We start from the raw sequence: 25,217 nt of genomic DNA on the forward strand, positions 1-25,217 counted from the left end.
TTATAACGATTCGGAGCGGCCTTCCGGGGCTGGATCACTGGCGTCATACACCGGTAAAGTCGTCACGTTCGCCGCTTCAGCCAACACAGCTTTTTTCCTTAAATTACGTTTGTAGACTAATGTCGTAAGAATAGGAGTTAAAATGGCGGTCACGATTACTGAAGCAGCCACTTGCAGAGTAGCCATCGGTGCGATAGCTGCGTAAGCCGGATCTGCCATTGCAATCGCTTTCGGTGTAGCGGCTGCATTGCCTGCGGTTGTAGAGGCGGCAGCGCCGGCAAGTCCGGTTCCACCGGTTAATCTGTCGGCAAGCATACATACCAAGCCCGTAATCACGCAAGTTGCAATACCGAGAATAATACCCGACCATCCTGCGTCAATAACAGATTTCAAGTTAATGTTGTTACCCAGGGCGAAGGCGAAAAACGGAACCAAAATTTCACCTTTCTCGCAAAACTTACGGATGTTACTATCCAAATTGCCTAATAAAGCTCCCAAAAAAATCGGGACGATAACCGAAACCATAGCCAGGTATGGAATGGCAGCCAGTCCGGCACCGGACAGAACCAGCATCGTCAGAAACGGTCCTGTTTCGATACTTTGCACCACATAGGAACCGGAGTCGTTTTGGTCACCCATACTGCTTGTTAAGGCAATAAACATTCCGCCATTGGTGTCATTCATGGCCGCCAGAATAGCTAATGTAGTAAGTCCCCAAAGGTCGCCGTCAAAAAATTTGGCCACAGCGAGCGCTATTAATGTTGCGATACCGACTTTTGCGAACAGGATGGCAAACCCTCTTTTGAGCATGACCGGAGCGGCCTTCAAGCTCATTCTGGTTCCTACACAAAACAGGTAGGCGGCGCATAGAGTCGGAAAACCCTTGGAACCCAAAGCTTCAGTAAACCCTCCAATTTGGATTAGCCCGGGAGCAAATGTATTAAGAATGGCTCCAAGGAACAGCGGAACAACCATCAAACCGCCGGGTATCTTCTGAACACGGTTGAAAATATTCATCTTATCCTCCTTTTTATTAGTAAGCGATTTCAAATGTTATAATTCCATTCGATTAAAGCTTACACGTAATTGCAAATCCTGCTGATGGCGATATCGCTCATTCCCCAGAATTCAGCTTTGGGTTGTGTGCCGTTTGCCACCTCGACTACGCAGTTCAACAACTCTTCGCCCATCTGTTCCACCGATTTTTCTCCGCGGATGACAGGGCTCGCATCAAAATCCATATTGTCTTCCATCTTGTCATAGGTTTGTTTATTGGCCGTTATTTTAATTACAGGCATAATCGGGTTTCCGGTTGCCGACCCCCGGCCCGTTGTAAACACCATCACTTGTGCACCGCCGGCAGCAACACCGGTAACGGAAGCAATGTCATAGCCCGGCGTATCCATAATGACCAAGCCTTTCTTGGTCGGAGACTGCGCATAGTCGAAAACCTCGACAATCGGACGGTGGCCCCCTTTATGAATACAACCGAGCGACTTCTCCTCAAGGGTAGTAATCCCCCCCGCTTTGTTCCCGGGTGAAGGATTCCCGTTACGCAAGGATTCTCCGACATTTGTCAAATGATCCTCGTAACGTTTGATAATGGTATAAATTTGATCAGCGATTTCAGGCGTAGCAGCCTGCTTAGCCAAAATATGCTCGGCTCCGATAAACTCTGTTGTCTCGCAAAGGATCGACGTTGACCCCAAGTCTACCAAACGGTCGCTCATATTGCCTACCACCGGATTGGACGCAAGGCCGGATGTCGGATCGGACCCCCCGCAGTTGGTTCCCACAATGAGTTCCGAAATGTCAAACTCCTCACGTTCGAGCTTCGACGCCTCTTCCACCATTTGGCGGGCAACCTCACTAGCCTTTTGGGTAGTCTTTGCCGTTCCCCCTTCTTCTTGAATGATGAACGTTTTGAGCGGTTTATTCGTTTTTGCCCGAATGATTTTTTCCATGTCGGCTGCCTGGTTATTTTCACAGCCTAAAGCGATCAGGATAATTCCATACACATTGGGATTGGCGGCAAGACCGGCGAGCACATCCTGCGTAATTTTGAGATCGCTTTCAACTTGAGCGCAACCGTTCTGGTTAATGATGTTTACGGTTCCCTTAACTTCACGGGCAACAAATCGGCAAGTATCACTCCCGCAAGCACTGGCCGGCAAAAGCAGCACAAGATTTCGAATCCCTACTTTTCCGTCCGGTCGTTTATAACCCAGAAATTTCATAATATTCTCCTCCTCCCCTAGTTTTGGATGGTTTCCCGAATGCTCACAACGTTATGGGTATGCACATGTTCCCCTGCCCGAATGTCCCCAGTAGCGCGGCCGATCGTTTCCCCGTATTTGTACACCTCATCCCCCTTTTTGATTTCCACAACGGCAAACTTGTGATAGATCGGAACGTTCACCACAATTTGCGTTGTTCTTGCTTCTCCATTGATTTTATAAACGGCCGTGTCCCCTTCTTGCAGAGGTTCAACCGCAACGGCTACCGAGTCCTTGGATTCAATAATGAGCGCATTCACTGTCAGTTCCATATTTTCTCTCCCTTATTCAATATTTGCTTGCCGGAAAAGCGCCTTTATCTGATTAATCTGGGAATCATCCAGCATACCGGCCGGCTTCTTGGCATAAGGCGAAATAGCCAGCCCCCTGAGCTTAACCGCTTGCTTAATCGCTGGCACAAAGGGTTGGGATACGTTGTAAATATTCATTAAAATACCGATTCTGCGTTGCTCGGTTTGCACGCGTTCGAAATCGCCGCTCCGGTACGACGCCATGATTTGAGTGAAAATCTCCGGAACAATGTTCGTTAATCCGCAAAGAACACCGTCTCCGCCCGCCAGCAGGTTCGGCACCAGATACTCATCGAATCCAGCCAAAACGCTGAAATCGGGGCATTCCGATTTGACGACTTCAATCAGCCTTCTCGTATGACTGATGGAATCCACTGTGTCTTTGATTCCTATAATGTTGCTGAAATCCTTGGCCAATTTGAGCACCAGTTCGGGACTCAGGTTTACGTTTGTACGGTCCGGGAAATTGTAAAGCATGACCGGTAGGCTGGTCGATTCGGCAATAGCCGCGAAATAACGGTACAAACTGTCTTCATCCAGCTTGAAGTAGTAGGGGGAAATGACGACTACCCCATCGGCTCCTTCCTGCTCGGCCAGCTGGGTCAGCTCCATCGCTTCCTCAATGACAGTACCGCCCGTACCGATTAGGACGGGGGTCCGTTTGTTGACGGTTCGGACAGCAAACCGGATAAACTCTTTCTTTTCTTCATGGGTAAAAGCAAAAAATTCGCCCATCGTTCCAAAAAACAGGAGTCCGTCAAGACCCTTATTAACTAAATAATGAATCAAAATTTCGTTGCCTGAACAATCGATCTTCCCTTGCTCGTCTACAACCGTGATGACCGGAGAAAGTACTCCTTTAAACATGTTTCGCCTCCTCGTTTAAAACCGAAATAAATACAACTCGTTAATTGATGCAAATTAGTTCTAATTGACAACACTTTCACGTGTAAGCGTTTGCTGATATTTGTATTCTATCTATAATTGATTTATTTTGCAATAATAAAAGTTCGAGTCCACATAATATTCAAAAATAATCACTTAGTATGTTTTATTTTGCAACATATTATTTCAGTGGGATTATCGGTTAGTGAATAAACCCTTGATGAATAAGAGTTTTCCGCCACAATAGGGTCATTGCACCCTCTTGAAATTTTCAAGTACGAACGAACGAGATTGCGCTAATTATCATAGCGGACTCTGTATTTTTCGCGAAGAGCGGGAAAACACAAAAAAAAGAGAAGGCTGCGAGGCCAATGTCATTAAGATAAGCTCAAAGATAAGACTGGGAATAAAAATGGAATCCGAAACGGCATGGGAAAAAGCCCTGTGCCGTTTGTTTTTTTGGTGCAAGCAAGAAAAAAGCGCACAGCAAACAAGCGGACGGAATATCCGCTTAAAAAAATGTTCATACGAAACGAATTATGCTACTCTGTAGACGAAGCTAACGACTGATTTCCAGCGGATTTTGCGCGTATTCTTCTGCCCTGGGCGAATGGGTCGAATCGGCAAAATGTTCTTACGAATCAGTGCTTCTACATCGGGCGGGGGTTCATCGTCCCGTGAGCGCAGGAAATGTCTACAAACGTGAACGGCAACCGTGAAGTTGACTTGGTAGGGGTGCCGTTTATCCATTTGGGAAATGACGACGTGCGAGGTCATCATTTCAGCGAAATTGTACAGGATCATTCTTGCAAAAATCTCTTGGGTGATGGACTCTTGTCTCTTTGCGTGAAAATTCGTCAGGCCGACGGTGTATTTCAATGCCCGGAAAGAGGTTTCAATGCCCCATCGCATGTTATAAATGGACTTGATTTCATCGGGTGGGAAATCAGCGGCAGAAAGATTCGTAATGACGGTTTCATAAGCGCCACCCGGCAGGACGAAACGGACAACCCGAAAGGAAATCGGGTAAAACAAGTTCTCGTGCAAATCTAAAAAATCAAAGGTAGACGTGGAAGGGACGAACTTGTACATCTCAGGATGAGCCTTGACCTCTTTGGTTTGTTTTTTGGTGAGTGTCAGATGAACGTCCATATCAAACGCTCCGCCAGAGGGCAGATGCAAGCCCGAAAGAATGCCATTCGAATTCAAATCCTTAACCCGTATGACATAGCTCCACCCTTTGCGTTCCATATGCGCGAAATTGTTGTAACTTTCATAACCCCTATCGGCAGTAACAATGGTTTTGCCTTGAATGGGGGAACGGTCAACCATGGCAGCCAGCGCCCTTCCCTCGTTGCACAACCTCCGTGGCTGAATAATGGCATCCACGTAAAGTCTGTTGCATAAGTCATAGGCTGCATTCAAATGCAGAAGGTTGTAGCCTTTCGTGTTCGGTTGACTTTGGAAATAGGTATCCGTGTCCGCCCGGTCGGTTGCGATATGCAAATCCGACCCGTCAATGGCAAGTAACCGATACCCCCGGTAGTCCTTGATGTCCGTATACGATTGCGTAAATTCGTGAAACAAGAATTCCACAGCAGACGGCAGGATTTTATTCCTCTGTTGGACAAAAGCAGAAGTGGTTGCGGTGTTTACGTCATAGCCCTGCGATTCCAAGAGTTCCTTGTAAAGGCTGTTTCCTCCCATGGAAATCAGGAGTTGCATGACCGTTTCAAAGGGCAGCTTTTTCTTTCGGGTAAAATCTTTTTCAGGGTTTTTGACAAAAGGAGCGGGTGCGGCTGACATTTCTCGTATGAGGGATGTCAGCGTTTTTTTTAGCGAGATCGCGTACTCATCCATTGGCGTAACCTCCTCGTTTTTTCAAGGGGCTTCGCCACACATTTCCATCTGCTTGTCAAGTTCTTTTTTTAGTGCAAAAAAAAGAGCGGGCTATCTTTTCGATAACCTGCTCTTTTTCTTGATTTTTGGCCTTGCGCCTTAACTTAATGACATTGCCCATAAGGTGGATCTTTTTACGAAAAAGGCAGCCTTTCTTACTTCAAAGCTGTAAAAAAGCTAAAAACACAGCACGTCTCCGGGTTATTGGAGACGTGCTGTGTTCATTTTTCAGTCGATGGCGGCTAGCATAAGCAGATTAGGGGCAAGGGAAAGCCACCGACTACGAGGGTTACTTTTGGCATGCCCCGAAGCAGAAATCGCCGGAATCCCCGGATGTCTTTCAGTTGTCCAAACACACTTTCCGGCTCGAAGCGGTCGCCCAAAAGCTATCCGAAGGAAAGCTCTCTTCGAAAGCATATGCTGTCTCCGGATTTTTACCGTTAAGGGAAATAAATAAAATTCTTACGACCACAGCGACTTACGCAACGGTCCGTTCGCAGAGCGTTCATCTAAACCCCCACTTAAATCCTACTCGACAAAGTGAAGGGTGTTCCAAGGGGTACTCTTCATACCCTGCTATATTAATTCAATGATAGTCGTGACGCCATGGCCGCCGCCGATGCACAGGGTTGCCAGGCCGGTACGGGCGTTCTGGTGCTGCAGCGCATGGAGCAGAGTAACGAGAATCCGCGCACCGCTGGCTCCGATCGGATGACCCAGCGCAATGGCGCCGCCGTTCACATTGACCTTCTCTTCGGCAAAGCCGAGCTCCTGGCCTACTGCCAGCATCTGCGCCGCAAAGGCTTCGTTCGCTTCAATCAGATCGATATCCTCTATCGTTAAGCCGCTTCGCTGCAAGGCTTTTTGCGTGGCCGGTACAGGTCCCATCCCCATGATGGACGGATCTACGCCGCCGGAGGCATACGCTACGATGCGGGCAAGCGGTGTTACACCCAGCTCGCTTGCTTTCTCCGCTGACATAATGACTAAAGCTGCTGCCCCGTCATTGATTCCGGATGCGTTCCCTGCGGTCACACAGCCGTCTTTTTTGAAGGCCGGCTTTAATCCGGAAAGCTTCTCGAAGCTTGTTCCCTTTCTTGGAAATTCATCCGTATCGAAGATAACGGGATCTCCCTTTTTCTGCGGTATGGTTACCGGTACAATTTCATCCTTGAAGCTTCCTTCTTCAATCGCACGGATGGCCTTCTCCTGGCTCGAAGCAGCCAGCCGGTCCTGCATCTCACGGCTAATCTCATATTGTCCGGCCACATTCTCCGCCGTTATGCCCATATGGTATTGATTAAAAGCACAGGTCAACCCGTCCTGCACAAGCGTATCTGTGATGGTACCATTGCCCATCCGGTAACCAAAGCGTGCTTGGTCCAGCAGATACGGCGCTCTTGACATATTTTCCATGCCGCCGGCTACAACAACGTCCGCATCACCGGCCAAAATACTTTGAGCCGCCAAATGAACCGCCTTCATTCCTGATCCGCAAACTTTATTGATCGTCAGGCTTGATGCCTCCACAGGAATTCCCGCCTTAACCGCCGCCTGGCGAGCCGGATTCTGCCCCAGTCCTGCCTGGAGTACATTACCCATAATAACCTCATCCACCAGCTCCGGCTTTACGCCTGCCCGCTGCAATGCTTCTTTAATAACCAGCGCTCCCAGGTCAACCGCCGGTACGCCTGCGAGACTGCCGCCAAAAGTACCGAGCGCCGTTCGAACCGCACTAACGATAACTATTTCTTTTGCTCCGTTCATAACAACACCTCATCCGACACGATATTTTTCATTGTTGTTAAATTGGGCGACACTATAAAAGGTGCTGCCGTATGTGATGTAACCGTTTCCAAATCTACGTCTGGAGCAAGCTCTTCCAATACTAATCCGCCATCTGTAACTTTAAACACTGCCAGTTCCGTTATGATCAGGGATACCACTCCGCGAGCCGTCAAAGGCAAAGAGCACTGACTTACTATTTTTGAAGAGCCATTCTTCGCTCTATGCTCCATAGCTACGATCACTTTCTTCGCACCGGTGACCAAATCCATGGCTCCGCCCATGCCGGGAACCATCTTTCCGGGAACCATCCAGTTCGCAAGATTTCCTTGTCCATCCACCTCAAGGCCGCCTAAGATCGTGACATCCACATGACCGCCGCGAATGAGCGCGAAGGAGGTTGCACTATCAAAGAATGCACCGCCGGGAACAATACTTGCGGGCTTACCGCCTGCGTTCACCAAATCGGGAATAATCTCATCCTGAACCGGGCCCAACCCAATGTAACCGTTTTCGGATTGCAATATAATGTTGACGCCAGAAGGCAAAAAGTTGGGAATTAGTGTGGGCAAGCCGATACCGAGATTAACCACGTTTCCATCCTGCAATTCCATAGCCGCTCTTCTTGCGATAAGTTCTTTGGTCTCCATGATTATTCGCTCTCCCCGCAACAGATGATTTTATCAACCAGTACACCCGGTGTCATTACATGATTCGGATCGATTTCCCCGACTTCCACAATTTCATCGACTTGTACGATTACGAGATCGGCAGCGAGCGCCATTAAAGGATTGAAGTTCCGTGCCGAATTTCGATAGATCAGATTCCCCGACTTATCCGCTTTATGCGCTTTCAACAAGGCAATGTCTGCTCTTAGGGGCAGCTCCACCAAATATTCCCTGCCTTCAATAGTCAACGTGTGCTTTTTTTCCGCAACCATGGTTCCCGTTCCAGTAGGGGTCAAAATACCGCCCAAACCCGCTCCTCCCGCCCGGACTCTCTCAGCCAGCGTACCTTGAGGAACTAATTCTACGTCCAATTCGCCTGCCAGCATCTGTTTGCCCGTTTCGGGATTGGTGCCGATATGAGAAGCGATTACTTTTTTCAGCCGTCTGTTCATAACAAGCGGTCCGACTCCCGTGTCCACCTGAGCGGTATCACTGGAGATTAAAGTTATATCTTGAATATTCTTATCCAGCAGAGCCTGCACCAAAGCTTCAGGTGCTCCCACGCCCATGAAACCGCCTACCATAATCGTCATGCCGTCACGGAAAACATGACTTATCTCTTCGATTGTTGTTACTTTACTCACAGCAAACGCCTCCTATATTTTTCTGGAGCACTTTAACAAATTCAACACCATTGCCTTTATATTTATAGTGTACACTGAGGTAATAAGGGGGTAAAATTCAGACATCGCATGCAAGCCATGTAAAAAAATTATAGATTGGAGGCCCTTTTTATGGATTTGCGGAACTTAAAATATGTACTGGAAGTTGCCAAATTGCATAACATTACTAAAGCCGCGGAGAAGCTGCATCTTACGCAGCCGACATTGAGTAAAATGGTCAAAAACCTGGAGGACGAGCTGGGTGTGACTTTATTTGATAGATCAGGCAAATATGTTAAATTAACCGATTCGGGCATGGCAGCAATGGAGCAGATCAAGCTAATTATTGATGCGGTCAATGGCCTTCATATAACACTGGATGATATCTCGAACCTCAAGACGGGGACGATCAAAATTGGCTTGCCCCCTGTTATCAGCTCTGTTTTCGTTCCCCGGGTGGTCACCCCATTCCAGAAAAAATACCCGAATATTGCCTTTGAGCTCATAGAGGAGGGCTCCAAAAATATAGAAAACATGGTGCTGGAAGGAAGCATTGATCTGGGTGCCGTACTCCTTCCTGTAAGGGAGGGCAGCTTCGGAATTGAGCCCTTTGTGAGAGAAAATCTGGCGCTTGTTGTTCATAAGTCCCATCCCCTGTCTTTGAAAGAGGAAATTTCGTTGTCCGACTTGCGGGATGAACCGCTCATTTTGTTTGCCAAGGGATTTGCCATGCGGCAGCATATTATTGATGCCTGCTACAGCGCAGGCTTTGAAGCCAATATCGCTTATGAAAGCGCTCAATGGGATTTATTGGTAGAATTAGTTTCTGCTAATTTGGGGATCGCGTTCCTTCCAGAGCCTCTTTGCGTGAAGGTTATGAATCCAAATGTGCGTATCATGCCACTCAGAAACCCTTCGATTCCTTGGAATGTGGTACTAATCTGGAATAAAGAGCGCTATATAACCAAATGTATGAGGGAATTCATTCGCTTTCTTGGGGAACATTCAGAGGTTGAGTAGGGGGATTCTGGCTCAAAACAAAAATCAGAGGTTGACCGTTCGTCCATCAAGCCACTACGGGTAAGGAGGGTTCTTCCGATCGCTGTTAAAGCCCGATTTCTTGGTTGTAAGGTGATTACAGGTTGAAATCGGGCTTTAAAGGCGAACACTATCGTTTCCCTCTGATTTTTAGATAGAGCCTTAATTCTTTAGTTTATTTTATATAGATCTCTAACTTTCCACATTATCCGTTACCGGGTTCTCTGTATCCGTGCTTTCTGTATCCGGGCTTTCGTTTACGGGTGCACTTTGCCCGTCATTTTCCACCGGCTGCTCCTGTACCGGCGAATCCTCCTTACTGTCGCCACTTATCTGCGGTGCAGGAATAGCAATTCCAGGGGCACTGCTTCCGTTCTCTCCAACAGGCTGGCCCTGGTTGTCGTAATAGTACATCGGCACATCCCCGACGACCATCAAATAAGATACCGGAATCTCCGTATCTACAACCTGCGGTTCCATATCAAACGGAATGACTACGGCTACCTCGGTCACAATATGAATGAACACCTCTACCAGGATCATATTGATTCCGGCATTTTGCTGGCGGGTGTTCAGCTCTACCTTCACCGCACCCTGCGGTTCAATCTTGATCGGAACGTCAGGGCCAAAGGATGCAATGAGCGGGCTGCCGAGTGCTTGACCGAGCGGAATATGCTCTGTCTGATTGCGAAGCTGCTGAAGGGTGGATTGAATAACTTCAGCCGCCTGGGAAGTAATGCGCATATGCTCACCGTAATTAAGCATGAAACCGGATATTTTGCCATTCTTATCGGTCTTCCAATCAATCAGCTGTTCAGCTTTCCCGCCGTTGGCTACTTGCGAGGTGATTGCCTTGTTAATCGACTCGGTAGCAATCTGCTTCACGCGGATTTGGGCCAAATGCACGATGGGGGGCTTTAAATGGCTCTCCACATATCGAATTCCCTGCAGGACAGCTAGGATTAACAGCAGAGATAAGACCAGCCAGAACCTGCGGCGGCTGCGCGGCCTGCGCTGGCGGGCCCCCGAAGCAGCAACCTTCACCTCCACGCCGCCTCCCCAAAGCTTACGCTTACTTTTTTTGGCAGCAAACTTCGTCCCATAGAACTTTCCCCCAACCGAACTGCGGCGCGTCTTGAATGAAGATCTTCTTCCTGCGCTCCCGGGTATCCCGTCCCAGCTAAAGCGGGGTAACCGCAACCGTCCCATAGCAGGCAATCTCAGCCTCCGGCTCCCCCATTTCTTTCTTCTGCCCATTGATTCTGTCCCTCCCGCCATACCCGCGGTCAAGCCGCCTTTATTGGTATAAGGTATTCAGCAGGTGAACAAAAAAGAAGAACACTCCCATAGGCATCTTGCCCCTTGGGAACATTCTTCCGGATCACGGTTATATGTACGGTCATTCCGCAGTTCTGCTGCGTTTGTCCTCTTGCAGATGACTCCAATGCCTGCGGATAAAAACGCCAATCAGAATGACGCAGAACACGCCATACCAGGTAAGGTAGGCACCCCATTCTTCTCTGGGCACGATCAAGGTCGAGCTGATGGTTCCGAAGAGCCAAATATACGACAGGTTGCCGAGCACCGTTCCCCACACAAAGGAGGAGGTCGGAAGCGGCGATACCGCCGACATAAAATTAATCACATTGTTAGGGATAACCGGAATCGTGCGAATCAGTACCAGCGTCCATATTCCATAGCGGTCCAAATAACGCTGCCATTTATCATAACGCTTCAGACGTGATCCCCATTTGCGGTCGAACCAATTGAACAAGTAACGCCGGAAAAAAAAGTAAACCAGCACCCCGCCCAAACTGCAGGCAACCCAGCTGATCAGCAACCCTCCGATTACGTTAAAAACAGATACATGCAGTACGATTAATATCGCAAAAGGGAAAAATCCGAACAGGCTCTGCAGCAATGCCAGCGGGATCGTAACAAATAAAATGGACGGCCCAGTGAGACCTAAGGTCCGCAGCAGCCAATCAATCCATGCATTTATGGTCTCTGTCACGGAGCTCTCTCCTCTCTTTACTCCTTGCAGCAGCTGCCTTTTCATTTACTCAAAGCATAAGTTCTTGATTTTCAAGAAAAACACCCCTTACGGGGTGTTCATTGAATGATCTTACGTTATGGAATATTTGTTAAGAACAGTGGTTAGCGTACAAGTTACAATTTTGTAGCCTCATGTGTTCTTTAATCATAGCACATTTCTTGAACTATTCAATACCGGCTAACCACTCGTTAACCTTGTCAGGATTGCTCTCCACCCATGCTTTAGCCGCTTCTTCCAGGGTCTGCCCGCCTTGAATCGAGACCATTACCTGATCCATATCTTCCGGTGTCCACTGAAATTGATCAAAGTTTTCGCAAACTCGTGACTTCAGTCGTGAGTTAGAAAACTTCGGATAGGGCGTGGCATAAGCCACGTTAACTATCCGACTGCTTCTTTGAATAATTCACAAGAACTGTTATTCCAACAGACGAATTCGCTCGTCTCTAGCGAGATTAGAGGCCAGATTTTTTTTTGAGCCACGACAATTGAGTGGTGAGTTTGCCCACCTCGGCGTAGAGTTCTTCGATCTGTTGTTCGTATTCTTTTTTCATTTTGGTGACGCCTTTTCGGTCATCTACAAACAATTGGGAGAGGTTGTGAATCGCTTCATTTTTCCAACGGTTCAGGACATTGGCATGAATGCCTGCTTCCGAGGCCAATTGCGATATGGATTTTTCTTCTTTCAAGATCTCCAGCACAATACGAGCTTTTTCTTCCGGTGTAAACGTTCTTCTCGATGTTGGCACAACTAAGAATCTCCTTTTTTGCTGTCTAGTTTCTATGTAGCATTATAGAGCTGAGCAAAACGATGGGGATGAGCAAGACCTCCATGAGCACCGGGGTGCGGACACTGCTGGATTTGAAAATGATCGATAAAGTATGGGGAAAAGGCACACGTAAGGACCTGTTCGAGGTGGTGCCGGATTGGCATCAGAACTTCAGTGATTATTTCTCTATTAAATGGAGAAAAGCGGTGGAGGGAAATATGACCGCGCTGTCGAGATCACTCAAAGAAATCCATACCATGAAGGCAGATTATGCCGGGGATGAGGGAATCTCCGCTCTTCTGAGCACTGATGAGTCAAAGATTGAAGAAGCGATTAAATATTACCGCTGGCTGCTGAAGCTGATTGAGGCTTTGGAGAACGGCAAGATTTTTGAGCTGATTCCTAAGGAAGAGTAAGGGCTAATATCCCTGCACCGTACAGCTTTAGTCAAATGTAAAAAAGGGGGTGTCCCAAAAGCCATTTCATGGCTTTTGGGACACCCCCTGGTTTTTTGCGCAGGATGTACGCGGGCTCTTGGGTGAGACGCTCCGAGAACGGACCGTTGTTACAATCGCTGTTGTGTCCAGATTTTTCTAGTTCCCCTTAGCGGTGAAAATCCGGACACAAAGGCGAACGCTCCCGCTTTTCCACAATCGGTCCGTTCTCTCCGCTGCTTTAAGCGGAAAAAGTTTCTACACTCCTCTTTAAAACCACAAAAGAAGACGACCTTCCAAAAAACCACCTAGTTCGTATCATCCATGCCGCGTCTATACCTTCGAAGGGCGGCTTTCACTTGCCCATAATCTCCTAAATCAAGCTGCCCTTAACTAAGTAGCACGGCCAATCACAATCTCCGGTGTATTTTGCTTAGGGGGCGATCTGAAACCACTGTATTTGCGCAATCAACCCTTCCGCGCACAGCACAATACGGTGCTGTCCCGCGCTGACAGCGAAGGGTATCGGAAGCAGGACAAGCTGCCAGTTGTCATCCTGTGCTGCGGCATATCCTACGAAAGTATCGTCGAGGGAGACACTGATCGCTCCCCCTGGCTTGGTCCGGATATAGATCTCTATCGAGTAAGCGGGAGGGGCTGAAACTACAGGAATCGTGAACGTATAGGCAGCCCAATCCTTCGGTGCAAGCTGAACATACATCCATTCGTCCGCCTTCCACTTTTCACCCTTCATATGCTCAAAGTTAGGCTTATCCCTTACATCTTCCACAAACCGGATATCCATTCCATCCCCCACGCGGAAACCGATGTTATGATCAGCTTGTTTGCCTATCCCGAAGCTCTCACCAGCACCCTTATAGCCATAAAATATTGCAGGAATCCGGGCAGGAGGCCTGCGGAACAAAGCATTTACGACCTCTGGCCGGTAAGTACATCGTTCAAGAGTCAAATTTTCTAAGTACGACCATAAAATTCGTTCCGCCAAATGGTGATCGGGCTTGCTGCCGCCCTTTAAATAGTTGATCAGAAGCTGCCAGTCCTCTGGCTGATTGACGGAGCATGGGGAATTGGTGCAATCAAGCTTCTTCCACGTCCAGAAATTCCAGGAGATGTCATGATCTTCATACAGCTGAAACGCACCCGCAAACCAGTCGCTGTTATTCTCTCCCCCTTCTCCCATGTAGATCGGAACCTGCCATTTGTCTCTTTGGTCCAAAAAGGGCTGAATGCTCTCCGTATCCGGATGGTTCCAGTATTTGTGGAATTGCAGCATGAGATTATTATCCGGTTTCTTATCAAAAATCGACCAGTCTGTCGCCCAATGCACCCCTTCCAATATGATCATATGACGTTGATCCACTTCGCGAATCGCCTTGATAATCTCTTCATAAAGCGGCATAACCTGATCGTTATATTCCGCAAACCAGTTTGGCAGCGGCTCGTTGAGCAAATCATACCCCGCCACAATCCATTCGTCCTTATAACGCTCCGCCAGCATTCTCCACAGTGCAATGGTCAGCCGCCGGTTCGCCGGGTTCGTGAACAGTTCAGGCTTGTTATTCTCCGAATCATCGATATTGGTACCCGTCTGTCCACCAGGCGCTCCATGCAAATCCAGAATCACATAAAGCGAATGTTGACGACACCAGTCTATAACCCGGTCTATGAGTTTCAATCGTTCGTTCTTCACCCGTAAAGGCTCTCCGTCCTCAATTAACAATCTGGCGTTTATGGGGACACGAACGGAATTAAAGCCTTCTGCAGCTATTCGCTGAATATCCGCTTTCGCTGTGTAACGGTCGTAATAAAGGTTCCAGAATTCGGCGGCCTTCTCCTCACCTACCAGTTCAGCAATCATTTTCTCGATTCGCCTCGGACGATCACCTTCATCGGGAAAATGCCACATATAGCCTTCAGGGAGCAGCCAGCTGCCAAAACCGACACCGCGCAGCAATATTTCCTGGCCGCTGCCGTTGACAAGCTTTTTGCCTGCGGCTTTTACAAAGCCCTGTACTTCATGTTGCGATCCCATTCCCATATTATTGTCCATATTCAAATCAGAACGTCCTCTCCGGTTCAACCTTTAATAGCACCATCTGCAATTCCGCTGAGAATGTACTTTTGCAGCAATAAATATACGATGATTATCGGAAGCATGGTCAGCACCAGAGAAGCCAATATGGCCGACCAATCGTTGTTATACTCACCGAACAGCATATTTGTAGAAATCAGCAGCGTGTAATAGTCAGAATCCGTCAGCATCAGCAGCGGCAGCAAAAAATCATTCCACATCCATAACGCATTCAATATTGCGACCGTTGCGGTGATCGGCAGCAGTAATGGAAATATAATGCCAAAGAACAACCGGAGCTCTCCGCACCCATCCATCACCGCGGCTTCATCCAAGTCCCGGGGGATCGATTTGACGAAGCCATGATATAGAAAAACAGCCAATGCAACGCCTAGCCCGATATAGATCAGTCCAAGACCATAAGTACTGCCCTGAACATGCAATTCCTTCGAAATCTTCACCAAAGTAATCATTATCGAGTGAAAAGGAATCAGGGAAGACAGAACAAATAATCCGAAGAAAAATTGGCTCAGCTTTCCGGGCGTACGCGACATTTTGTACCCGGCCATGGATGCGAGCAGGATAATACCCGCTACTCCGATTAAAGTTACGGCAATCGTATTCCAAAAGCTTCTAAGGAAATCGATTTTTCGATAGGCATCCGCATAATTGACGAAAGTTAAGCTGCCGGGAAGCGCAAGAATATGATTCAGCATTTCCCCATCCGATTTTAAGGAATTCAGAACTGCCATATAAATTGGAAATAAAGTGATAAATGCGGCTATCATCAAGATCAACAGAACGATAACATCTCCAGCCCCGCGTCTTCTTTGGGAAGAGTAAGCTTTCCGCATAACGATCATGCCTCCACCTCTCTTCGCTTCATGATCCATAATTGAATCATCGTGATCAGCAAAACAATGAGAAACAAAATGATTGCCTTGGCGCTCGCATAACCATACCTTTGATTAAATCGGAATGCTTCATCTACGATATTGATCGCTATCACCTGAGTGGATCGCCCGGGGCCGCCGCCAGTTAACGCAAACACCGCATCGAACACTTTAAAAGAAGTGCTGAGCGTCAGAAAAATACCAATAGTCAGCGCAGGATAGATCATCGGAAGCGTCACATGCCGGAGGCTCTGTACACTGTTTGCGCCATCGATCGCCGCAGCTTCCTTTAACTGCTCTGGAACACCTTGCAGCGCCGCTATATAGATAACCATTTGATAGCCCACCCCTCCCCATAAGGAGAGGATGATAATGGAGTAGAACGAAATGGACGGGTCGCCAATCCACGATTGATCCAGCAATAGCCAACCCGTTTTCTCCGCAATGACAGGCAATACTTTTGTGAAAATGAATACCCACATGAAGCCTCCGATAATGAGGCTCAGCATGTTTGGCATAAAGAAGATCGTGCGGAACAACACTTTGCTTTTGCGGCGGGATTCCACAAATACGGCCAGCAGCAGCGCAATTGCATTTTGTATTATCACCATAATCAAGACATATTTCAACGTAAATACAATCGAATGAATGAAATAAGGATCATTCCCCAGCGCTTCTCTATAATTGGAGAACCCCACCATTTTGTAGGTGGGATTCAAGCCATTCCAATTCGTTAAGCTGTACCATACGCCCCCGAAAGCAGGGGCGATGGTAAACACAGCGTAAAATAATAAGGCTGGCAATACGAAGGCTAGAAGAATGATGGATTGCTTCTTTTTTTTCGATACGCTCATCTCTTCTCACTCCCTACGATCTACTGCCGGGTTATTGCGTGTTTTCAATTGCCGTTTTCCAGGCGTTATCCATTCTGCTGATGAACTGCTCCTTTGTCACCTCTTTGGCGTAGTAGCTTTGCAGCAATTTCGCTTGCTCGTCTGTTACACCGTTCGGGAGCTTAAGATCCTGATACGCCTTGCCTTGCTCCACATATTTAGAGGCTTCGTTAACCCAAGGGAATACCTCGTACTTGTGCACGGTAGATATCGGATTAAACTTCAGCTCTTCAAAAAGAACGGAGGAATCCTTGGCATCATAGAAATAATTAAGTAAGTCAAGCGCCACTTCCTTGTTCTTGCTGGATTTCGATACCGCCAGTGTTGTCGAAACCGACAGATTAATCATTGTTCCCGCCGGATTATTACTAACCGGAAGCGGAGCTACTCCGAATTCAATCTCAGGGTTAACCTTAAGAATCGTTTCCGCATTCCATGGACCCTGTACCCACATTGCAGCTTTGCCATTGGCAAAGTCAGCTGATCCTGCTTCGTTGCCAACCTCAAAAGGCTTAGCCGTTCCATTCGCCATGATCAGATCAATAATATTGAAAATATCCTTTACATCAGAATAAGATGCTTCACCTTTATTCATCTTCTCAATCCAGTCCGGATGTTCGGAGGAGACAACCCCGCCTAATGACAACGCTGTCATTAACTGCGGAACCCAAGACTCCTGAAAGGCCAGCATGAATGGTTTTATATTATTTTCTTTCAGCTTCTCTACAGCCGCTTTCATTTCATCAAGGGTCTGGGGAGGCGTAATACTTAGGTCGCTGAATATTTTTTTGTTATATAGATAGCCCCACGACGAGCTTTCCAGCGGCAGTGCAACCACCTGGCCTTCATGCGTAACTGTGCTTTTTACACTGTCATACAGGATATCAATGGCTGGTTGGCCGGTTAGGTCCTCCAAATATCCTGCATTGAAATACGTTTGCAGATCGTTGGCATGAACATCGAAAATATCAGGCGCATCGTTTGAAGCGAGTCTTGCTTGAAGCACCTGCTTCGCCTGATCCGGATTCGGCATTTCCAGGTCGATGGTCACTTCAATATTCTTCTCGGCAAGCTCCTTCGCCTTGAATTGCTCGAAATACTTCTCGAACTGCTCCTTAAACCGCGGAGAACCGATTTGAATTTTCAGTTCTACCTTCTGGGCCTCCGCCTTTGGCGCCACTGTAGCCGTAGCCTCTGCCGCAGCTTCTCCGCCGTTACTCGCTGCGGGTTCCGGGTTGTTATTGGAACTGCAAGCAGCCAGCGAAAATACCATCAGTACACTCACCAGACAGATCTGAAGCGCTTTCTTCATTGTTGGCATCCCCCTTGTTTTTTCTTTTGGTGCCTCTTCAGTATAGGGCCGACAGGCAGGAGGAAGCATTAGCGCCGATTAGCAGCTTTTATTGCACAATATTGATACGTTATCTTATTTCTTCCCGCTCCGCATCTCTCCGGGCGTCCTGCCGAAATGCTTCTTGAATACACGGTGGAAATAGGCGAGCTCCGTATAGCCGGTCATAAGAGCCGCCTCTTTAATCGAAATATGAGGCTGGAGCAGCAGCTCCCTCGCTCGCTCCATCCGCTTGCGGATGATATATTCGGTCAGGTTCTCGCCTGCCGCCGTTTTGAAAGCCCGGCTCAAGTGCTCCTTGCTTATATAAAACTTATTGGCAACCGTCTCCAGCGTAATGGGTTCCAGAAAATGCTTGTCCATATAGTCCTTCACTTCGGAAATTACGAGACGGGACTTTGTCTTGCGAAGCGCTTCGATCTTGTCGATGGCCTCTGCATAATTCGCCTGAATGGCAGCGATGGTATCGGGAACATTCGTCCATAGTTGTCCATGGTCTTCAGCTGAAGCAGGATGAAATTTGAAGCCCGCTTCGTTTTCCAACATGAATTCCTCCAGAATGCGTAAGAAATCATCACCAATCTTGCGTATCAGGGCCGGCTCCAGCCCCTCCGGGAAGGTAGTCCTAAGGAATTCCTCCAGTTTGCTCAGTGCCTGCAGGATAGCCGGCTTGCTCAGTTCGAACAGAGCGGCGAATACACGCTGCCGCAGCGCGACATAACGATTCATCGACGGCGTATCCGGGAATACCAGCGGTGAATCCCAAGCTGTATTCACTGTTTGCTTTTGAGTTTGCAGTTCGAAAATGCATTTCTCAAGCGCCGCATTCAGCTCATCCGGATCAACAGGCTTAAGCAAATACTCGACCGCGCGCGAACGAATGGCCTGTTTTAAATACATAAAATCATCGTAGCCGCTCATTACAATAATTTTCAGGAGAGGAAACTGGCTATTGATCTGCTTCAACAGCTCTACGCCATCAACGCCGGGCATTCTCATATCCGTAAGTACAATATGAGGCCCCAGCTCTCTTATCAGCCGAAGTCCTTCTTTGCCATCCTCCGCTTCACCGGCAATAACAAGATCCAGCCGGGTCCAATCTCCAAGCGACTTCACTACCTGCCTCGCCCAAGGCTCATCATCGATAATTAGCACCTTATTCATCCTGTTCCCTCCCTTTCCAGTGGCAGCTTTAAGACCAGTATCGTTCCCGTTTCAGGCTTGCTGAATATCCGCATCCCTGCTTCACCGCCAAAATGCAGCTTCAGTCTTGAGGCTACGTTTTGCATGCCTATTCCTTTGCGCATCTTCGGCTTTGCATTATCCAGATCCAGATTCGGACGTTCTGGCTTTAAAGCAGCGCCCTCGATCAGCTCCGATCGGAGCGCCCCCAGACGCTCTTTGGGAATGCCGGCTCCATTATCCAGGATCATAATAACGAGGTGATGTCCAATTTTTTTCACACGAATTTCAATGGTCCAGTTCCCTTCCTTTGACTGGAGCCCATGCTCAAATGCATTTTCGACAAGCGGCTGAAGTGTGAACCTCGGCAGGCTTAAACTGTTCACTTGTCCGTCTGATTCAACTACAACCCTACATCTCCCCTGAAATCTTTGTTCCTGGATAAACAAATAATTGCGCACATGCTTAAGCTCGTCCTCAAGCGTTGCTGTGTCATCGCCAGAGCTAATCGAATATCGCAGCAAATCGCCGATCACCTTGGTAATTTTATAAATCTCAGGCGCACCTTTGACAAGTGCCATGCCACCGATTAAATTCAGTGTGTTATTAAGAAAATGAGGATTAATTTGCGCTTGCAGAGCCATAAGCTGAGCATTCTTCACCTCTATCTCCTTTTGGTACCCATTTTCAACCAGTTCCTTCATACGCTGCATCATTGAGTTATAGCCACGCTCCAATAAGCCAATCTCGTCATAGCTTTGAATAGAGGTTCCCTCAAATTGATGAAGCGGCGTAGTTCTCATAGTCCTGGCAAGGCCAACAATCGGCCTCGTAATCCGCAGCGATACCGCAATGGACAGCAGGATCGAGACGAATGCGAACAGTGAACCGGTGATTAGCCCTGCTTTCACGGTTCTGTTAGCGCTTTCTGAAATTGTCGAAATCGGCAGGGCTTTTATTAAGGTCAGCTCTCCGTCATCCACACGCTTTATAAATATATAGTAGCTTTCCGTTTTAATAATTTCAGGCTCTCCCGGCGGGATATGGTCATTGCCCAATTGGTCAAATACCTGTTCGAAGCTTTGATCCCGAGTTGAGCCGGACAGCCGCTCTCCCTCGTCATTGATCAGGAAAACCAGGCTTTCGTCCTCTGATTTCAGAATATTGCTGACCTCCTTCCATACTTCCTTGTTGATGCGTATGGATAAACCGCCGAGCAATCTTTTGTCTTTGAAGTTATTAATGCTATGAAAGGCATAAATATCGTTACCGGTTTCCTTGAAATACATGTTAACGGGTTGTCGCAGCAGTCGGCTCCAGTTGCCCTTTTCGATATCCAGCGAGTAGTTAAGACCGCTATTCCCATAATTAATCGAGTAGGCCTTCCGGTTCTGGTGCGTGTAAAGCGCCAGTTCGTCGATCTTTTTGGAATTGGCATAAAAAGCCTTGGTCAGCGTCTCTTGAATATACTTTTGAGTACGAAATTGCATACCAATGCTTTCATTCTCTCTCATATTTAAACCGTCCATCAGCTGCTGGTCGACCTGCAGGGAATAAAATAATACATCGATTTGCCGAAACAATTCGTTCAAATACTGATTAGCCCACATCATGCGGGAATGGTTAGCTTCCAAAATTTCCTTCTCCACGGACTCGCGTGTATTGTCCGTCGCAATCCACGTCATCGTCAATACAGGCAGGGTGGTCAGGCAGATCATCATAAGCATTAGTCGATAGCGTATGCTTGTTCTTCTCATGGTTGCACTCTCTCCTCTCTGCGCAGACTGATTCGTCATCGCTCGTTGTCGAAACCAATTCGTCAGACGGGAATGCTACTCCTGCTCAGGGATAATTAAATTTAAATCAAAAAACGGCAGTGGCTCCTGTAAAAAGGAACGCCACCACCGGTATTCTTTTCCTGCCTATCTAAACTTCCAGATACTTGGTGTAATCTCCGCCCTTCTTCTCCACAACAACGGATATTTTTCGGTCTACGGTCGAACGCGCTTCAAAAGTCACCTTATACATCTTCCCTGCAACCAGGTTTAGATTGGCGTAATCCACCTGCGCACTATAGGTCTGTGTCCCCATTCCAGTTAAGGCTATGGCCATTTCACCATTCGTCACCGAAGCAGCACCCGTACCGTCAAAATAACTGCTCCAGCCTGTGTCCCCATTATCAAAAGTTCCGTTATCCAGTCTTCCGCTGGGCGTTGTAATCGGCGCTCCTCCTGTAACCTCTTTTACCGAAATATCATCAAAAGAAATCGTATGAGGCACACCGTTTGCAGAAGTATCCGTCCCGAGCGTTTTTCCGATCAAATAGTTCAACTTCAACGAGCTGCTGTTAGCGACTGTAAATTGTGCGCTGTAGGTTGCCCAGGTCGCTGTAATATCAAACTTCGCTTGCGCTGAAGCTGCTGACGTTCCCGAGTATTCCACGATGATCTGCCGCGGGACCGTAGATTTGGCTTTGAAGCTGAGTTCATAGGTTTTGCCGCCTTCTAGCGGGATGCCCTCTTGGAAAAACTGTGTATGCCATGTTTGTGTTCCGGCAGCTGTTATTAAGATATCAGCAACGCCATTGTTAACAGTAAACTGGGAAGCACCGCCTTCACCGGACCATGTGCTCCAGCTCTCCTTGCCATTTCCAAAAGAACCGTTGAGGACAAGATTATTGTCATTGCCCAGAATGGTCTGTACTACCGCTGCGCTGACATACCGTTCTGCTTCAATGGTTATGGTGTAATTTCCTTCCGTTGGAAATACCGATGAGTCGATAGTGATCTTACCCGGTATTAGGGTATATTTCCCTGCCTCCAGTGCAGTACCATTAACTTTCACCGTCTGAATAGCACTCCGCCAATTCTCGTTATCAGTAAAAGTAAGCTCAATGGGCTGCGAAATCCGATTATTGCTGCTGTCGCTTAACAATTCCTGCGGCTTTGCCGGAGCATTCTTGACTTCAAACTTTACGTTGTCGATAACAATATCATGCAATCCGTCAACACTTAGGCCACCCACTTTACCCAGCAGAAATTTAAGGGATAGAGTGTCATTACTTCCCTGACGAAACTCGAAGGAGTAATGGACAGTTTCCGGGTTCAAATCTATAGTCTTCGTAAAAGAGGGTTGATAGGACGCATTTTCGGCATTCACTTGGATTTTCCGGGCTAGGCTTGAGCTGGCATCAAATTGAATGACATAATCCACACCGCTTGACGCCTTCAGATTATTCTGGAACAGCATAACCGAGTAGGCCTGATTACCGGTATTGGCAATACTGAACTTGGCCTTTCCGTCCGTAGCCGATGCTGTGCTCTGACCCCCTTGCTCCGTTAAAAGCCGCTCCCATGCATTAAAGCCGAAATTAAAATCACCGTTTAGGAGCGGGTAGTATACCAGTGACGGATCATAATAGAAGCTGGTGCGGATCAGCTTAAAATTATCCAGATGAACCGTTCCTATTGCCTTTCCGAGTTCCAGTACAAATTGGCCTTCATGATCCGTTGGGCCTGCCAGATTATCGAAGTTTACTTTGATTTCTTTGGTTTTCGACGTCAGATTGACAGCTTGCTGTGCATATACACTTCCGTCTTTGCCCAGCAGCTTTACAATAGCTGTGCGGACTGGAGTCGCAGACCCATCAAAGGTAAGCTCATAATCCTGCCCCTGAATCAGGAAGATGCCTTTCTGCAGCAGCTTCACATCACCTGTTCCACTGCTTTGCAGCTTTAATCTGCCTTCATCATCAACAACCGGCTCGACTGATGCACCATTAGAAGCTTCCGTATGCCAGTAGCTCATCCGGTTCGGTTCCCCGAGATCAAAGGTGCCGTTGTACAAATGGTTCCCGTCACCTAAAGGAGTTTTTGCGGTGTCATGCTCGAAGGGAATACTTTCGATTTCCTCCAAGCGTACGTTCCCGAACCAGACTGGTAAAGCATTGGTACCAAGGTTAAATTCAATTCGGGCAGCAGTATCAGAATCCTCCTTCATCTGGAACTTCATCTCGTAATGCCCCATTTGTGATATTAATTCTGCTTTGAGCCCTGGTGAATAGGCACCATAGCCGCGAGATGCCCCTCCGGTCAGCCGAACGTTAATGTTACGTGAGGTGTTGGTCTTCGCGTCAAAACTCAGCTTATAGAAGCGGCCTTTAGCTAGTGACAAGATGGCCTGCGGTTGAATCGAATAGGAATTCCCTCCAGCATTACTAATATTAACTTTGACAAAATTCTTCTCACCTATAGGTTCCAAAGAGACCGCTGCTTCTGCCCCCGGTTCTTTAAATAATGACCAATATGCAGTGTTAGGTATGCCCATTCCCGTATCACCTTCCACCTGCTCCGTAAAATTATTATTATAGACCAGGTTGCCGTCAGGAAGGGCTGTTCTGGAACCAGCCAAATAAGGCTCCTTAACCAAGGTTACCGGTACCGGTTCACGGTATTTCCGGCCTGTTAATTTATACACTCTGACATAATCAATCTCCATGGATTTCGGGAACACCGTCTCACTTGTCGGATTCCCATCAAAGTTACCGCCTACCGCAAGATTCATCAGCAGATGAAATTCCTGATTGAATGGTGCGGGATAGGCATTGTTGGCCGGCTGTCCATTGCTTAAGCTGTACCAGTCATTTTTAGTGGAGTAGAGCACGCCGTCTACATACCAACGGATTTCGCCAGACTCCCACTCCATAGAGTACGTGTCAATGACTCCCGACTAAAGTCGCGAGCTTGTAACGACCCAATAGTCCAAGCGGCGGTAGACGCCTCCTATCTTTTTTCGCTTGGTGCACGCGTGGTGTTACATTTGTAAGCCAAGGCTTACGCGGGAAGATTGACAGCTCCCCAGCGGCGAAAGCGCTGCTTACGCCGTTTCTTCAGCGATGTACTGGATTCCAAGGCGCTGAAGATTCATGCCGCCAATGCGGTCATCGTTCGATTGATAACGGCAATTTTGGCAGCAAAACACATGTTTCTTTTTATTGCGATTTTCTTTGGCCGTATGCCCGCACATCGGACACATTTGCGAGGTGTACTTAGGATCGACGGCAATCACTTTAGCCCCCCGCAACTGGGCTTTGTACGTGATCATCTGGCGAAGCTGATAAAAGGCCCACGATACCGTTTGATAGCGCTGGTGGATATGCACACGCTCAGTCGCCTGGCGGACGCCTGTTAACTCTTCAAGCACAAACAGCGTATCTTTACCGTAAGAATCGACGAGTGCCTTTGATACCGAATGATTAACATCCGACATCCAACGGTTTTCTCGTTGGCCAATTTGTTTGAGGCGTCGGCGCGCAGAAGGCGTTTGTTTTTGCTGAAGCTGTTTACGCAGCGCTTTGAAATGAGCACGTTTGTGCTTGGCTTTGCGGCCGTTAAAAAATAATGTTTTTCTTTTCGAATCAAACGTTGTGGCTAAAAAATTCACTCCTAAATCGACACCGACGACTTCGCGAATGGCGGAAAGTTCCGCTTCCTGAGCCTCTTTAGTCATTGGAATATGTAAAAAGAATTTGCCGTGTTTGTAAACGAGCTTCGCGGTGCCAAATGACCATTTCCCGCGAAAGTAGTGTTCCATACCCTTCGTTTCAAACGGCACTTTGATCCGTCCTTCCAACGTATTGACGGAAAATAACCCTTTCACCAGCGAATAATCGCGGTTCCAAACCAGGTCATACTCAGGACGTTTAAACTTGACACGTGTCCAAGGATGCCCGTTGCTTTGATTGGTTTTGTAGCGGGCGATGACGGTTTTCATCACCGATTGGGCCATTTGCGATTTAAGTCCCCAATCTTCACGCAGCACTTCGTAGGTCAGGCGGTGCAGCACAGGCTGCTGAAGCAGATGCGTCAAAAAGACCGTTTCTGACACCGCATTACATCCTGCGCGGTATGCCGAAAAGGTTCGCAACAACTTCTGTTGTTGCTCTTCGGTGGGATTGATTTTAAGTTTTGCAGTTACTGTGAGCTGCATGATTTTCCTCCTTTCTTTACTAAGAATAGTATACTCT

Annotated in this window: 19 protein-coding genes and 3 pseudogenes; 2 read left to right on the plus strand and 20 right to left on the minus strand. The window is 47.7% G+C overall.

Features of this window, described 5'->3' with window-relative positions; all coding sequences use genetic code 11:
- From PaeBR_RS19985 to atoD, 8 genes are all read right to left on the minus strand, one after another.
- On the minus strand, positions 1-1,017 hold the full coding sequence (locus PaeBR_RS19985) for a 2-keto-3-deoxygluconate permease (RefSeq protein ID WP_410512255.1): 1,017 nt from the start codon (positions 1,015-1,017) through the stop codon (positions 1-3).
- Positions 1,018-1,076: 59 nt separating this feature from the next.
- Entirely contained in the window at positions 1,077-2,237 is a 1,161-nt protein-coding gene (locus PaeBR_RS19990) for a UxaA family hydrolase (RefSeq protein WP_410512256.1), read from the minus strand.
- A 17-nt stretch (positions 2,238-2,254) separates the two neighbouring features.
- Positions 2,255-2,548: a UxaA family hydrolase gene (locus PaeBR_RS19995; RefSeq protein WP_410512257.1), complete on the minus strand. Its 294-nt coding sequence runs from the start codon at positions 2,546-2,548 to the stop codon at positions 2,255-2,257.
- Positions 2,549-2,560: 12 nt separating this feature from the next.
- Positions 2,561-3,454: a 4-hydroxy-tetrahydrodipicolinate synthase gene (gene dapA / locus PaeBR_RS20000; protein ID WP_410512258.1), complete on the minus strand. Its 894-nt coding sequence runs from the start codon at positions 3,452-3,454 to the stop codon at positions 2,561-2,563.
- A 555-nt stretch (positions 3,455-4,009) separates the two neighbouring features.
- Positions 4,010-5,332, minus strand: a complete 1,323-nt coding sequence (locus PaeBR_RS20005; protein WP_410512259.1) for an IS4 family transposase — start codon at positions 5,330-5,332, stop codon at positions 4,010-4,012.
- Between the two features lie 615 nt (positions 5,333-5,947).
- A complete protein-coding gene (locus PaeBR_RS20010; RefSeq protein WP_410512260.1) occupies positions 5,948-7,138 on the minus strand; it encodes an acetyl-CoA C-acetyltransferase in 1,191 nt (396 codons plus the stop codon).
- Positions 7,135-7,806 carry a 3-oxoacid CoA-transferase subunit B gene (locus tag PaeBR_RS20015; protein ID WP_410512261.1) on the minus strand — a complete coding sequence of 224 codons (672 nt, stop codon included), beginning with the start codon at positions 7,804-7,806 and terminating at the stop codon, positions 7,135-7,137. The genes PaeBR_RS20010 and PaeBR_RS20015 overlap by 4 nt, the downstream gene beginning before the upstream one ends.
- 2 nt (positions 7,807-7,808) lie before the next feature.
- Positions 7,809-8,468, minus strand: coding sequence for an acetate CoA-transferase subunit alpha (atoD, locus tag PaeBR_RS20020; protein WP_410512262.1), 660 nt, complete (start codon positions 8,466-8,468; stop codon positions 7,809-7,811).
- 150 nt (positions 8,469-8,618) lie between these two features.
- Between atoD and PaeBR_RS20025 the strand changes: the two genes are divergently transcribed.
- Positions 8,619-9,506: a LysR family transcriptional regulator gene (locus PaeBR_RS20025; RefSeq protein WP_410512263.1), complete on the plus strand. Its 888-nt coding sequence runs from the start codon at positions 8,619-8,621 to the stop codon at positions 9,504-9,506.
- Between the two features lie 210 nt (positions 9,507-9,716).
- Here PaeBR_RS20025 and yunB read toward each other — a convergent pair whose 3' ends face one another.
- From yunB to PaeBR_RS20045, 4 genes and pseudogenes are all read right to left on the minus strand, one after another.
- A complete protein-coding gene (gene yunB, locus PaeBR_RS20030) occupies positions 9,717-10,781 on the minus strand; it encodes a sporulation protein YunB (protein ID WP_410512264.1) in 1,065 nt (354 codons plus the stop codon).
- A gap of 142 nt (positions 10,782-10,923) precedes the next feature.
- Entirely contained in the window at positions 10,924-11,538 is a 615-nt protein-coding gene (locus PaeBR_RS20035) for a TVP38/TMEM64 family protein (protein WP_410512265.1), read from the minus strand.
- Between the two features lie 460 nt (positions 11,539-11,998).
- Positions 11,999-12,128: pseudogene (locus PaeBR_RS20040) on the minus strand (IS3 family transposase); the annotation flags it as partial.
- A gap of 45 nt (positions 12,129-12,173) precedes the next feature.
- A pseudogene (locus PaeBR_RS20045) lies at positions 12,174-12,326 on the minus strand (transposase); the annotation flags it as partial.
- 47 nt (positions 12,327-12,373) lie between these two features.
- Between PaeBR_RS20045 and PaeBR_RS20050 the strand changes: the two are divergent.
- Positions 12,374-12,763 (plus strand): annotated as a pseudogene (locus PaeBR_RS20050) (GbsR/MarR family transcriptional regulator); the annotation flags it as partial.
- 451 nt (positions 12,764-13,214) lie between these two features.
- Here PaeBR_RS20050 and PaeBR_RS20055 read toward each other — a convergent pair.
- The 8 genes from PaeBR_RS20055 to PaeBR_RS20090 all read right to left on the minus strand — a co-directional run bounded on the left by PaeBR_RS20055 (position 13,215) and on the right by PaeBR_RS20090 (position 25,180).
- On the minus strand, positions 13,215-14,834 hold the full coding sequence (locus tag PaeBR_RS20055; protein WP_410512266.1) for a cellulase family glycosylhydrolase: 1,620 nt from the start codon (positions 14,832-14,834) through the stop codon (positions 13,215-13,217).
- A gap of 44 nt (positions 14,835-14,878) precedes the next feature.
- A complete protein-coding gene (locus PaeBR_RS20060) occupies positions 14,879-15,727 on the minus strand; it encodes a carbohydrate ABC transporter permease (RefSeq protein ID WP_410512267.1) in 849 nt (282 codons plus the stop codon).
- A 5-nt stretch (positions 15,728-15,732) separates the two neighbouring features.
- Positions 15,733-16,620, minus strand: a complete 888-nt coding sequence (locus tag PaeBR_RS20065) for a carbohydrate ABC transporter permease (RefSeq protein WP_410512268.1) — start codon at positions 16,618-16,620, stop codon at positions 15,733-15,735.
- Positions 16,621-16,651: 31 nt separating this feature from the next.
- Positions 16,652-17,980 carry an ABC transporter substrate-binding protein gene (locus PaeBR_RS20070; protein ID WP_410512269.1) on the minus strand — a complete coding sequence of 443 codons (1,329 nt, stop codon included), beginning with the start codon at positions 17,978-17,980 and terminating at the stop codon, positions 16,652-16,654.
- Positions 17,981-18,085: 105 nt separating this feature from the next.
- A complete protein-coding gene (locus PaeBR_RS20075; RefSeq protein ID WP_410512270.1) occupies positions 18,086-19,174 on the minus strand; it encodes a response regulator in 1,089 nt (362 codons plus the stop codon).
- Positions 19,171-20,949 carry a sensor histidine kinase gene (locus PaeBR_RS20080; protein ID WP_410512271.1) on the minus strand — a complete coding sequence of 593 codons (1,779 nt, stop codon included), beginning with the start codon at positions 20,947-20,949 and terminating at the stop codon, positions 19,171-19,173. The genes PaeBR_RS20075 and PaeBR_RS20080 overlap by 4 nt, the downstream gene beginning before the upstream one ends.
- Positions 20,950-21,118: 169 nt before the next feature.
- Entirely contained in the window at positions 21,119-23,896 is a 2,778-nt protein-coding gene (locus tag PaeBR_RS20085; RefSeq protein ID WP_410512272.1) for a carbohydrate binding domain-containing protein, read from the minus strand.
- Between the two features lie 171 nt (positions 23,897-24,067).
- Positions 24,068-25,180 carry an RNA-guided endonuclease TnpB family protein gene (locus PaeBR_RS20090; RefSeq protein WP_410512273.1) on the minus strand — a complete coding sequence of 371 codons (1,113 nt, stop codon included), beginning with the start codon at positions 25,178-25,180 and terminating at the stop codon, positions 24,068-24,070.
- Between the last annotated feature and the right edge of the window lie 37 nt (positions 25,181-25,217).

The sequence above is a fragment of the Paenibacillus sp. BR2-3 genome (assembly GCF_046529485.1).
GTDB lineage: Bacteria > Bacillota > Bacilli > Paenibacillales > Paenibacillaceae > Paenibacillus_AQ.